Here is a 12,526-nt window from a genome sequence, read left to right as displayed (position 1 = left end):
CCGGCGCACACCCACTGCGCCGCTCGCTCACCGGCGCGGTTGCCAGACAACCAGCGCTGTGCTCTTCGGCACCACCGCGACCTCGCGGCGCTGGTTGGCACGCAAAACCCGCAGCTCCTCAGCCATCTCATCCAACCGGGACTGCAGCGCCTCGACTTGATTAGTCAGCTCGATGATGCGCTTGATGCCGGCGAGGTTGACACCCTCATCCTGCGAGAGGCGCTGCACCTGCCGCAGCAGCTCGACATCGTGCTGCGAATAGCGGCGCCCACCACCGGCGGTCCGGCTCGGGCTGACCAGACCGAGCCGATCGTAGGTACGCAGCGTCTGTGCGTGCATGCCGGCCAACTCGGCGGCCACGGAGATCAAAAACGTCCGGGCGTCTTGTCTTGGAGAGTTCTTGGCCATCAGCGACTACCTGCCCATCCGGCCCGTGGATCAAAACCACTAGACCGCTCAGCCGCCGCGTAGGCCTCCAACGCCTCCTGGGCGGCGCCGTGTAGGTCTGGCGGCACAGCAACTTTCACGGTGACGAGCAGGTCGCCGCTACCGCCGCTGCGCTTGGGCACCCCGCGCCCACGCACCCGCAGGATACGGCCGTCGGCAGTACCCTTGGGTACCCGAACACCCACCGTGCCGTCCAGAGTCGGCACCGAAAGCGTTGAGCCCAAGGCTAATTCGGTGAAACTTACCGGGACGGTAACCGTAAGGTCGTCACCGTCGCGCCCAAAGACCTTGTCCGGCCGCACATGAACCGTCACATAGAGATCACCCGACGGCGCGCCTCGCAATCCGGCCTCGCCCTGTCCAGCCAGCCGGATCCGCTGCCCGTCGTCGACGCCGGGCGGGATACGTACGTTGATGGTGCGGGTGCGAGTGGTCACCCCGGTGCCCTTGCACTCCTCGCAAGGGTTCTCGATGATCGAGCCGCTGCCCCGACAGTCGGTGCAGGGTTCGGAAAAGCCGAAAGCGCCCTGGTTGCGGTTGATCACACCCGAACCGTTGCAACTAGCACACACTTTCGGGCTGGTGCCCGGGCGCGCCCCGCTGCCGTGGCAGTTGGTACACGGCGCCGGACTGGTTAACCGCAGTGGCATCGCCACGCCCTTGGCGGCCTCCACGAAATCCAGCTCGGTCTCGGTCTCGAGATCGTTGCCACGCCGCGGCCGGCTGGGACGGGCGCTACCGCCCCGTCCGAATAGACCGCCGAACAGGTCGCCAATGTTGGCGCCGCCGGAACGGCCCGCGGCGTCGAACAAATCGTTGAGGTTGAATTCGGCGCCATCGCCACCCACACCGAAGCCGCCCATGCCGCCACCGAAATCGCCACTGTCGAATCGGCGACCGCCGAAGCCACCGCCTGCGAAGAGCCGGCGGGTTTCGTCGTATTCCTTGCGTTTGCCAGGGTCCGACAACACGTTGTGCGCCTCGGAGACCGCCTTGAATCGTTCGCCCGCGGCCGCGTTGTCGGGATTCGCGTCGGGATGCAGGTCGCGCGCTAATTTGCGATAGGCGCGCTTGATCTCGTCGGCACTGGCGTCAGAGGAGACGCCCAGCTCCTTATAGAAGTCCTTTTCGACCCACTCACGCTGGGCCATATCGCGTCACCTCCTTCCAACAGTTTCTATCTCATTTTTGTTGTCCGCGATTCGACTTCCCTATTCCCCGGTGGGGTCGACGCTATTGCCAGCGTCGGCCTGCTCGGTTTTGCCGGCGTCTCCGGCCTGGTCCGCCGATTCAGCGGCTGTAACGCCGCCTGCGCTGGCGGCATCGTCGGCAACGGTGTCGACAACGCCGACCAAGGCATGCCGCAACACATGCTCGCCGAGCTGGTAGCCCTGCCGTAAGACGGCGCCGATCACCGGCCTGGACCCCTGCCCCCCATCGCCTTCGTGCTGCACGGCTTCGTGCAACACCGGGTCGAAATCCTCACCCTCGGCCCCAAAGGCCGCCAGTCCGAGCCCGGTCAATGCGTTCATCAGCTTGTCCGCGACCGACTTCAGCGGGCCCGAGTCGAGATCGCCGTGTTTGCGCGCCCGCTCGAGATCATCGAGAACGGCGAGCAATTCGCTGACCACGCCAGCCTTGGCCCGGTCCGCGGCCGCTTGCTGATCGCGCAACGCCCGTTTGCGGTAATTGGCGAAGTCAGCTTGCACCCGTTGCAGATCGGCGGTCAGCTCGGCGACCGCGTCGCCCTGTTTCCCCGTCGCTACCGTCCCTCCCGGCGTGTCGCCGGGAGGGACGTGCCGCACTTCACCCGTCTCGGGATCGATGCGCCGCTTGTCAGTCACGGTGAGCGATTCAAACGGATTGTCATCCGGCGGTTGATTTCCATCCGGTTTCTGGTTTCCGCCCGTCACTTGGTCTCCCGGTCATCGTCGACCACCTCCGCGTCCACGACATCGTCAGCGCCCGCCTGGGCGCCGCCGGCCGCGGCACCGCCGGGCTGGGCCGCTCCGGCGGCCTCCGAAGCGGCCTGGGCCTCGGCCTGCGTCGCCTCGTATATGGCCTGTCCCAGCGCCTGCGACTCTTGGCCCAGCTTCTCCATCGCCGACTTGATCGCGGCGATGTCGGTGCCATCCAGCGCCTTCTTCGCGTCCGCGACTGCGGCATCAACCTTGTCCAGCGTGTCGTCCGGGACCTTCGGAGCACCCGCCTCGGAGTCTCCACTCCGCTGCTCAGCGATGAACTTCTCCGTCTGGTAGACCAGCGTCTCGGCCTGGTTTCGAACGTCGGCCTCCTCACGACGCTGATGGTCTTCAGCGGCGTGCGCCTCGGCGTCCTTGATCATCCGATCGATCTCTTCCTTGGAGAGGCCGGAGCCTTCCTGGATACGGATCGTGTTCTCCTTGCCGGTGCCCTTGTCCTTGGCAGTGACGTGAACGATGCCGTTGGCGTCGATGTCGAACGTCACCTCGATCTGCGGAACACCGCGTGGCGCCGGTGGGATACCGGTCAGCTCGAAGGAACCGAGCAACTTGTTGTGCGCGGCGATCTCACGCTCGCCCTGATAGACCTGAATCTGCACCGACGGCTGGTTGTCATCGGCGGTGGTGAACGTCTCCGACCGCTTGGTCGGGATGGTGGTGTTGCGCTCGATGAGCTTGGTCATCACGCCACCCTTGGTCTCAATCCCCAAGGATAGCGGCGTAACATCAAGCAGCAGAACGTCTTTCACCTCACCCTTGAGCACGCCGGCCTGCAGCGCGGCACCCACCGCGACGACCTCGTCGGGGTTGACGCCCTTGTTGGGCTCTTTGCCGCCGGTGAGCTCTTTGACCAGTTCGGTCACCGCAGGCATCCGGGTGGAACCACCAACCAACACCACGTGATCGATCGCTGATACCGAGATACCGGTGTCGGCAATCACCGACTGGAACGGCTTGCGGGTGCGGTCCAACAAGTCCTGGGTGATGCGCTGGAACTCCGCGCGGGTCAGCTGCTCATCGAGGAACAGCGGGTTCTTGTCGGCGTCTACCGTGATGTAGGGAAGGTTGATCGAGGTGGACTGACTCGAGCTCAGTTCGATCTTGGCCTTCTCCGCGGCTTCGCGAAGCCGCTGCATGGCCATCTTGTCCTTGGTCAGGTCAATGCCGCTGGTGCCCTTGAACTTGTCCACGAGCCACTCGACGATCCGGTCGTCCCAGTCGTCGCCGCCGAGATGATTGTCACCGCTGGTGGCACGGACCTCCACCACGCCCTCGCCGATCTCCAGCAATGAGACGTCGAAGGTACCGCCACCAAGGTCGAAGACCAAGATGGTCTGTTCTTTCTCGCCCTTGTCCAGGCCATAGGCCAGCGCCGCGGCGGTCGGTTCGTTGACGATGCGCAGCACGTTGAGCCCCGCAATCTGGCCGGCGTCCTTGGTCGCCTGACGCTGAGCATCGTTGAAGTACGCGGGCACCGTGATAACCGCGTCGGTGATGTCCTCACCCAGGTAGGCCTCGGCGTCCCGCTTCAACTTCTGCAGGACCCGGGCGCTGATCTCCGGGGCGGTGTACTTCTTGTCGTCGATCTCGATAGACCAATCGGTGCCCATGTTCCGCTTGACCGAACGCACGGTGCGATCGATATTGGTCACCGCCTGGTTCTTGGCGGGCTGGCCAACCAGCACTTCGCCGTTACGTGCGAACGCAACGATGGACGGTGTGGTTCTGGAGCCCTCGGAGTTGGCGACGACAACAGGGTCGCCACCTTCCAGAACTGCGACGACGGAGTTAGTGGTCCCGAGGTCGATCCCGACCGCACGAGCCATGGTGAATCCTCCTGAGTAAATAGAGCCTTGTGGCGCACTATGCTGAGTGAACCCCGCTCAAGCCTGCCTGTGACGCCACGGGGCTGTCAACTTGGGCTTGAGTCTGTCTCACTCAACTTGTCGACTATGCCAACGTTGGGTGTTCGGTTCTTGTTCCCCAGGGCTGCGTTCGGTGTAGGAAGCCGCACAAGTTGTCGGATTCTCATTGAGCTGTCGGGAGCGTGTCGGAAAGTCATCAACGTGTCTCGCAGTTGCCGCCGGCCTCGCCGGCCAGATCGACCACCACGCTGCCAGCAGCCATGCCCTCGACCACCGCCGCGGTCACCAGCCGCGGAGCAGCGCGCCCCGGCACCAACGCCGTCGTGATCACCACATCAAACCTGGTGATCGCCTCCTCAAGCTTCTTCTGCTGATCAGCGCGCTCTGCCTCGGTCAACTCCCGCGCATATCCACCCTGACCGGCGGCGGCGATTCCCAGATCCAGCCAATGGGCGCCCACCGACCGCACCTGCTCAGCGACCTCCGGGCGTACGTCGTACCCCGTCGCCCGCGCACCCAGCCGCTTGGCGTCGCCAATGCTTGCAACCCCGCAACCCCTACACCCAGCACCAACACACTGGCCGGCTTCACCGTGCCGCCGCCGTGGTCAACATCGGGAAAAACCGCGTCGCCTCCGAGGCCGCCACCAACACCGCCTTATACCCCGCCACATTGGCCTGCGAACTCAATGCATCCATCGCCTGTGCCCGCGAGATCCGCGGAATCTCCTCCACCGCATAGGCTGAAACCCCCCGCTCCCGCAACGCCGGGATGGTTGTGTCGGCGCTGCGGGGGGCGAGGAACCCCACCAACGTCTGCGCCTCGCGCAGCCGGTTCACTTCGGCCGGGGTGGGCGGGGCCACCTTCACCACGACGTCGGCGGACCATGCGTCACCGATCGTCGCGCCCGCGGACTGATACAACTCATCGGGCAACAACGACCGCTGACCTGCACCAGACTCGACCACCACGGCGATCCCGCGCGATACCAAGCCGGCGACGGCCTTGGGCACCAACGCTACTCGCCGCTCACCGTCAACCGACTCGGCGACTACGCCGACGGTCGTGGTGCCCTGACCGGCGACAGCTGAACCCGTCTTGACTTGTTGCATCTGTACCTCCGTTTCCTTCTGGAGTGATCGTCGCGCTGAGGATCGCGACTGCGGTTAGGTTCCCGATCGCTCGGTCGCGAGGGACTTCCGCAGTGTTGGTTTGTCGAGTTTTCCGACCGCGTTCTTGGGTAGCTCGTCGAGGACGGTGATGTCGACGGGGCGCTTGAACTTCGACAGGGAGTTGCGCAGGTGCTCGCGGATGCGGTCGGCGGTGATGTCTTTGCCGCTATTGAGGGAGACGTAGAGGACGGGTTCCTCGCCGTAGAGCTCGCTGGGGCGTCCGATGACCGCGGCCTCGGCGATCTCGGGCAACTGGTAGGCGACGGATTCGATCTCCTTGGGGTAGATGTTCTCGCCGCCGCGGATGATCATGTCCTTGGCCCGGTCGACGAGGATCAAGTACCCGTCCTTGTCGAGGCGACCGACGTCGCCGGTGTGCAGCCAGCCGTCGATGATCGTTTTCGCGGTCTCGTCTGGACGATTCAGATAGCCCCGCATGACGTTGGGCCCTTTGATCGCGACCTCGCCTGTTTCGCCTGGTGCAACAGTGCGGTGATCGGCACCGACGATGCGGATTTCCTGGCCTGGCAGCGCGAGCCCGACGGTGCCTGGTTTACGGGCCCCGTTCAGGGGATTCGCGGTACTTGCGCAGGTGCCTTCCGAGAGTCCGTAGCCCTCGATCAAGGGTATGCCGTAGCGGTTTTCGAACTTGCTGAGCAACCCGACGCTGGCCGGCGCGGCGCCGCAGATCGCGAAACGCACCGAGGACGTGTCGGGTTTGAACTCGTCGGGCAGGTCGGCGAGCATGGTGTAGATCGTTGGAACGGCCGAGAAGTAGGTCGCGCGACAGCGTTCGAGCCGATCGAAGAAGGTGTGCGGGCTGAATCGGCCGGCAATCGTGATGCGGCCCCCGGCGACCAGCGCGGACAACGCACCGACGATGATGCCGTTGGCGTGGAACAACGGCAGAATCAGCAAGCTGTGATCGTTTTCTGACATGGCGAAGGCGTCGACGGCCATGCGGCACATGGCATTCAGGTTCGCGTGGTCGAGCATGACGCCTTTGGGGCGCCCGGTGGTGCCGCTGGTGTAGATCAGCAGCGCCAGCGCGTCGTTGTCGTGCTCGGCGCATGTCTGACCCGGTTGGGCGTCGTCGGCGGTGAGCTCGGCGGTGAGGACCACCTGTGTCGGCAGGTCGTAGTTCGGCGCTGTGTCGACGATGACGACTCGTGCGCCCGCGTCCTTGACCTGGTAGCCGATTTCGGCCGGTACCAATGTGGGGCTGATCGGCGTGGCCGCTGCACCGAGTCGCCAGGCGGCGAACAACGCCACCACGAAGCCGGTGTGGTTGGGCAGCATGATGGCCACGACATCGCCGGCCTGGACGCCGTTGTTAACCAGTGTTGCGCTGGCTCGGCGCACGGCGTCGAGAAACTCGGCGTTGTTCATGTCGATGGTGTCGTCGGCGATCGCAGGCGCCGTGGGCGCTTGCTGGGCACGGAGGTCGGGCAGGGTGGTGAGGTTCATGGTCTGCTTCCTGGATTGATCGGCTGCGGTGTTAGGAGCTGGCGGGTGGGATGTGGCTCAGTGCGCGTTCGGCCATGGCGGTGATCGTCAGGCTAGGGTTGACGCCGACGTTGGCCGGCACGGCGGCGCCGTCGCACACCAGGAGGTTGCGGTAGCCGAATACCTGCTGGGATGCGTCGATCACACCGTGGCGCTCGTCGCGGCCGATCACCGCGCCGCCGAGGATGTGGGCAGTGGTCGGGATCGAGAACATGGCCTCAGTGAACACGGCCTGCGGTGTGCCGCCGAGCCGTTCACTGATCCACTCCGCGGCGCGGTAGGCCGCCGGGACTTTGTCGGGGTTGGGGCTGTCGGCGTCTTGTTCGGTGGTCAAGACGACGCTGCCACCGGGAAGTCGGCGCTTCACGCGCAGCCGTATCGCGTTGTCGAGGGTCTGCATCACCAGCAGAATCAGCGTGCGCCGTGACCAGTTGCGGACGCGCAGCGTACGCAGTGCGGTTCGTGGGCGACGCGCGAGGTTGAGCACCAGGTGCAGCGGCTGGGTGCGTCGGGTGCCCGCCTCGGTGAGCAGCGTGAACAGCAGCGATTGCGAGTCCGCGCCGCTACCGTAGGTCAGCGGCTCGATATGGGTGTCGGGGTCCGGGTAGATGCTGGCAGTGATGGCGACACCGCGGTTGAAATCCACGGCGTCGTCACTGGCGGTCACCGCGAGGATCGACTCGCTGTTGGTGCGCACCAGATAGCCGAGGCGATCCGAGATTCGCGGCAGCGAGCCGGCTAGTTTGCTGCGGAACAGCAGCCGGTTGGTTCCGAGCGCTCCGGCCGCGACCACCACACCGCCGGCGGTGATAGTGCGGCGATCGGTGCGCACCAGTCCCCCGGAGCGCACATGGCTTACCGCGTACCCGTCGGATCCGTCGGCGGCGCCGAGCGGCCGGATGTCGACGACTTGCCGTTCGGGCACGATCTCGACGCCGTGCCGTTCGGCGAAGTACAGGTAGTTCTTGACCAGAGTGTTCTTGGCGCCGTGGCGGCAGCCCACCAAACAGGATCCGCAGCGCATGCAGCCTGTGCGTTCGGGGCCCGCACCGTCGAAGTAGGGGTCTTGAACCGTGACTCCGGGGGTGCCCAGAAACACGCCCACCCGGGTACGAGAATAGGTATCGCCGAAGCCGTTGGCGGTGGCATATTGGCGCAGCAATTCACCCGCGGGGGTGTCCTCGTCGTATTCGGTGACACCGAGCATCCGCTCCGCGGTGTCGTAGTGCTCGGTCAGCTCGGTCTCCCAGTCGGCGAGCCCGTCCCATTGCGCGTCACCGTAGAAGGCGGACCGCGCCCGATACAGGGTGTTGGCGTAGCCCAGCGAACCGCCGCCCACACCACTGCCTGAACCGACGAAGATGTCGCGGAATAACGTCATCGACAGGATGCCCTTGAGGCCGAGCTTGGGCACCCAGTAATAGCGGGAAAGCTGCCAGGTGGACTTGGCGAAGTCCTCGTCAGCGAATCGGCGTCCACGCTCGACAAGCCCGACCCGGTAGCCCTTCTGGGCCAGTCGCAACGCCGCGACGCTGCCGCCGAAGCCCGAGCCGATGACCAGCCAGTCGTAGTCGAGTCCGGCCACCACACGTCCACCCGGGGTGGTGTCACTCACGCTGCCACCCATGTCGGTCACCTCTGTTCCGTATTGCGTGTTCGTGCGGTGGCGGAGGGTTTTCCGGGTTTGCGCCTACGCCGTCCGCGAGTCGGGATGAGGGTGCACAGCTTGGCCAGCTCGGCCTTGATGTGGGCGAGCACGGGCCAGGCATCGTCGATGAGATCCCGGTCGGTGAGCACGCCGATGTCCAGGGAGTCGCGGTAGCTCGAGACGGTGATGTTGAGTCCGGCGCCGTGGACGATCATGGAGACCGGGTACTGAGCGAGTAGCTGCGCGCCGGCCAGATACAGCGGTTCGGGTGAACCCGGCACGTTGGAGATCACGACGTTGGCCGGCGGCGCCGGCGGATCGAACACCGCACGTTGACCCAGCCGCTCGATCCTCTTCGCGATCAGATCGCGCACCGCCTGCAGCGTCAATGCGCCCCCGGACGCAGTCGAGGGGTCATAGATGCTCAGCGCGCCGATGTGGGCGTGAGCGCGGCCGTCTTCTTCGACTGCGAGGAACTGCGCATCGAGGCTGGTGAGCTGGCGCATCGCTACCTCACCCGAACACCGGGAAGCTGCGACGTCGGGCCAACCGATCCATGCTGTCTTGGATTGAGCCCTCGATCTGGCGATAGATCGTGTCGAGGTAGTCGGTGTCGTCGGCGCGCGCGGGGTCGGTGTCGACCCGAACCGGATCCAGGAATTCGGTGCGGATCTTGGCTGGCAGCGGTAGGTGTGCGGGCAGGACCTCGACTGCCAGCGGGAACGGGAACCCGGAAATGATCGGCATCGTCGCGCCGCGCAAGCGGTCGCCCAGCCCACTCAAACGTGCGAGCGCCCGACCTTCGGACAGCACGAAGACGGTGTCGTGCCCGCCGACTGTTGCGACTGGCACGATCGGTACCCCGGAGCGAATGGCTTGGCGGACAAACCCTTTGCGACCACCCAGCACCGCCTTGTCGCGGTTGCGCCAGGCGCGCATCGAGTCGTCAACGCCGCCCGGCCAGACCACCACGTCGTGGCCGGTGGCCAGGGCGGTGGTCACCCCGTGGCGCGAGGCCGGGATCACCCCGACGGCTTTGAAGTAGTCACCGAGCACCTGCGCGGCCATCAGGACGTCGTGGGCGGTGCCGTGCAGGATCCGGCCCCCGCCAAACCGGCGATACCACGAATGCACAAGCGTCCAGGCGTCCATCGTCAGTGACCCGCCCGAGTGCACACCGATCAGCAGCGACGGTTCGTCGGGGATCCGGTGCCATCCGTCGATCTCCAACCGAAAATAATGATCGCACAGGAAGTTCCAGACGGGATTCTGTACGTAGCGCATGAAGGTTTCGTTTGGAGCGGCCTGCGGTTTGGCATCGCTGATCCGATCTGCGATGAGCTTCCGCAGCAGACCTCGCTGGGGTGGAGGTTTGCGCACCGGTGCGCCGGGCGGTGTCGAGGTCATGGGGTTCGCCTTACGAGTTGTTTTGGACTGAAAAGCAATTCACGTTTGCCGGGGGCCGCCCGGCGGGTTGAGGGCCCTACAGATTCGGCTGTGCGGAAAGAGCTCGGGCTGATCTCGACCGTGAACGGTCCGCGATCGCGTCGTAAGCCGTGAGCACGGCCGGGATGATGACCGGAAGCAATATCGTGAACAAATAGACAATGAGTGTGACAAGACTGAAAAGGGTTGTCCTCATGGTTGAGCGACCTTTCTGGCAAGACGATTCGTAAGCAGTTGGGCACGCCGATGAGACTCGGCACGCTGATGGAAATCCGGGTCCGCGGATCGGTAGTTCCCTGGTGGCGACGGTGCGCAGCTCAGGGGCGCATGGTTCGGGCGGGGCTATTTGGCGGCGTGGCCGTGTTCTTTGAGCCAGGAGTCTTCTTCACCGGGTTCGGGCAGCACAACACCTCCCTCCATGATCCAACTTGCCGGCACCGGGAAGATCGAGAAGTCGATCCGCGACGGCGCGATGCCGGTGAGTTTCGCCAATTGGTCGACCATGTCGTCCTCGACGTTGTCGTTGGTTTGTAGCGTGCGTCCGCCTCGTACTGAGCCGAAGACATCCAGCTCGATACCCGGGCGCAGCGGCACGTTGTGTGAGTAATAGACATTCACGAACGTGCGGGGTGCGCCCGTGTGTTCACAGTGCACGTCGGTGATCATCATCGCGACGCTTTCGCGCACATCGAGAGGCAGCGGACGACGGGTGGAAACGGTGTAAAGCGGCATGGTATTAGTCCTAACTCGGCATGTTCAGGGTGTTGGACAGGTAGCCTTTGGTGGCGCGAGAGTGGAGCATTCCGACGCCGACCTTGACCGCCAAGCTTTTGCCTTTTCGTGGATCGAAGCGGCGCCGCGACATCTGAGCGTAGCGCTTTGCCTCGGTGACATTCATTGCCGTGACAATGATTTCGTTGATCGAGCAGCCCGTTCGGCCTTGCCATGAGGTGCAGATGTCACGCATGAACCTCTCGCGCAGATCCTGACCAGCGTGGTCTGGAACGGGAGTTAGGACGGTCGTCGCCGTGGACGGTGCGCCGGCGATGAAGGCTTGCCCCTCCGGAATTACATTCCAGATCAACGTGATCGACGTGTCCGACCCAAAGTGCTGGCGATAGATCCGTTGCAAATCACCCTCGAGAATCTTGGTGTTCTTCAGCGATTCCCCCCGCGCGTGTGCAGAACACACCACAAGGAATCTCTGTTTGCGGCTCATGACTTCTCCTTCATGCTCGAACGCGTTTGACGGCTCGGCCGTTCTTCCAGAAATTGAAGAGCACCTGCGGCAGTGAGAACGCCCCGTGCGCCTTCTGGTGGGGTGCTTTGCCTTGGCTGATGTGGTGGATTTGCATGGTGTACCAGCTGATCTCCATTACCGCCATCTGGTCGACCTTCTTGATCCCGGTGGTGATGGGCTGTACCGAAGAGGTGTACTCGTTGTCGTTGAAGACATTGCGGGCGACATACGGATCGACCGCGAAAGCCCTAGCGAGGCCGATGATGTCGACCGCGCCGCTGTCGATGGCGGACTCCATCGCGGCTTTGGTGCGGAAGCCACCGGTGACCATCAGCGGGACGTCGATGAGGCTCTTCACCTTTTCGGCGTAGTCGAGGAAATAGGCTTCGCGGCGTCGCGTGCTCTCTTTGGTGCCGCGACGATTGACCGGGTTCTCCCAGCTGCCGCCGGAGATCTCGATCAGATCGATACCCATGGCGTCGAGCGCTTGGGCCACCCGCAGCGAGTCTTCTTGGGTGAAACCGCCCTTCTGAAAGTCAGAGGAGTTGATCTTGATGGCCACATTGAAGTCGGCGCCGGTTCGATTGCGGATCTCTTGGTAAACCTCCGACACGAAGCGCATCCGGTTGTCGAAGGAGCCGCCCCACTTGTCGGTGCGCCGGTTGTGATGGGGTGAGAAGAACTGGCTGAGCAAGTAGCCGTGGGCGCCATGAAGTTGGACGCCGCTGAAGCCGGCCTTCTCGCACCGGTGCGCTGCTTGCGCGAACCGGTCCACGATGTCCCAGATCTCGTCTTCGGTGAGCTCGCGCGGCGGCTGGAACATCGGATTGTCGATCGGGACCGCCGATGGTGCGAGCGGAACGTCGTTGACGATCTTGGGTGACTGCTTGCCGGGGTGGCTCAACTGCGGCCAGATGTGCACGCCGTGCTTCGGGCCGAGCAGCGCCCATTTCTTCAGCGCCGTGAAATTGTCCGGGTGCAGTCCGTCGACAACGAGTGGCTCGTTTATGTGGCGGCCGTCCACCATCACGTTTCCGGTAATCAGCAAGCCCGCCTGGCTGGCGCCCCAGGTATCGTAGAGCTGCAGGTGGGCCGGGGTGACTCGACCGTCCGGGGTGGCGAGTACTTCGCTCATCGCGGCCTTGGAGATTCGATTGGGGAGAACGGATCCGGACCGCAACGCGAGTGGCTTTTGTAGTGACGACATGCGATGGTTTCCT

General features: G+C 64.2%; 11 protein-coding genes and 1 pseudogene. All 12 read right to left on the bottom strand.

Features of this window, described 5'->3' with window-relative positions:
• Nucleotides 1-27 precede the first annotated feature (27 nt).
• Nucleotides 28-408: a heat shock protein transcriptional repressor HspR gene (locus F6B93_RS02495; protein WP_211697580.1), complete on the bottom strand. Its 381-nt coding sequence runs from the start codon at nucleotides 406-408 to the stop codon at nucleotides 28-30.
• Complete coding sequence (gene dnaJ / locus F6B93_RS02490) at nucleotides 408-1,598, bottom strand: molecular chaperone DnaJ (RefSeq protein WP_211697579.1); 1,191 nt, start codon at nucleotides 1,596-1,598, stop codon at nucleotides 408-410. The genes F6B93_RS02495 and dnaJ overlap by 1 nt, the downstream gene beginning before the upstream one ends.
• Before the next feature lie 60 nt (nucleotides 1,599-1,658).
• Nucleotides 1,659-2,360, bottom strand: a complete 702-nt coding sequence (gene grpE, locus F6B93_RS02485) for a nucleotide exchange factor GrpE (protein ID WP_211697578.1) — start codon at nucleotides 2,358-2,360, stop codon at nucleotides 1,659-1,661.
• Nucleotides 2,357-4,255 (bottom strand): molecular chaperone DnaK, encoded by a 1,899-nt coding sequence (gene dnaK / locus F6B93_RS02480; RefSeq protein WP_211697577.1) that lies wholly within the window; start codon nucleotides 4,253-4,255, stop codon nucleotides 2,357-2,359. Before dnaK ends, grpE begins: the two co-directional genes overlap by 4 nt.
• 244 nt (nucleotides 4,256-4,499) lie before the next feature.
• Nucleotides 4,500-5,406, bottom strand: a pseudogene (locus tag F6B93_RS02475) (Rossmann-fold NAD(P)-binding domain-containing protein); the annotation flags it as partial.
• A gap of 54 nt (nucleotides 5,407-5,460) precedes the next feature.
• On the bottom strand, nucleotides 5,461-6,933 hold the full coding sequence (locus F6B93_RS02470; RefSeq protein WP_211697576.1) for a class I adenylate-forming enzyme family protein: 1,473 nt from the start codon (nucleotides 6,931-6,933) through the stop codon (nucleotides 5,461-5,463).
• 31 nt (nucleotides 6,934-6,964) lie between these two features.
• Entirely contained in the window at nucleotides 6,965-8,599 is a 1,635-nt protein-coding gene (locus tag F6B93_RS02465) for a GMC family oxidoreductase (RefSeq protein WP_211697575.1), read from the bottom strand.
• Between the two features lie 5 nt (nucleotides 8,600-8,604).
• Complete coding sequence (locus tag F6B93_RS02460; RefSeq protein ID WP_211697574.1) at nucleotides 8,605-9,126, bottom strand: WS/DGAT domain-containing protein; 522 nt, start codon at nucleotides 9,124-9,126, stop codon at nucleotides 8,605-8,607.
• Nucleotides 9,127-9,133: 7 nt separating this feature from the next.
• Nucleotides 9,134-10,027 carry a lysophospholipid acyltransferase family protein gene (locus F6B93_RS02455; protein ID WP_211697573.1) on the bottom strand — a complete coding sequence of 298 codons (894 nt, stop codon included), beginning with the start codon at nucleotides 10,025-10,027 and terminating at the stop codon, nucleotides 9,134-9,136.
• Between the two features lie 381 nt (nucleotides 10,028-10,408).
• On the bottom strand, nucleotides 10,409-10,798 hold the full coding sequence (locus F6B93_RS02450; RefSeq protein ID WP_211697572.1) for a 4-oxalocrotonate tautomerase: 390 nt from the start codon (nucleotides 10,796-10,798) through the stop codon (nucleotides 10,409-10,411).
• 10 nt (nucleotides 10,799-10,808) lie between these two features.
• Nucleotides 10,809-11,285 (bottom strand): hypothetical protein, encoded by a 477-nt coding sequence (locus F6B93_RS02445; RefSeq protein ID WP_211697571.1) that lies wholly within the window; start codon nucleotides 11,283-11,285, stop codon nucleotides 10,809-10,811.
• Between the two features lie 10 nt (nucleotides 11,286-11,295).
• On the bottom strand, nucleotides 11,296-12,513 hold the full coding sequence (locus tag F6B93_RS02440) for an NADH:flavin oxidoreductase/NADH oxidase family protein (protein ID WP_211697570.1): 1,218 nt from the start codon (nucleotides 12,511-12,513) through the stop codon (nucleotides 11,296-11,298).
• Nucleotides 12,514-12,526: the final 13 nt, after the last annotated feature.

The sequence above is a fragment of the Mycobacterium spongiae genome (genome assembly GCF_018278905.1).
GTDB lineage: Bacteria > Actinomycetota > Actinomycetes > Mycobacteriales > Mycobacteriaceae > Mycobacterium > Mycobacterium spongiae.
Note: the sequence above shows the minus strand (reverse complement) of the source record. Positions and strands in the feature narration are given on the sequence as shown.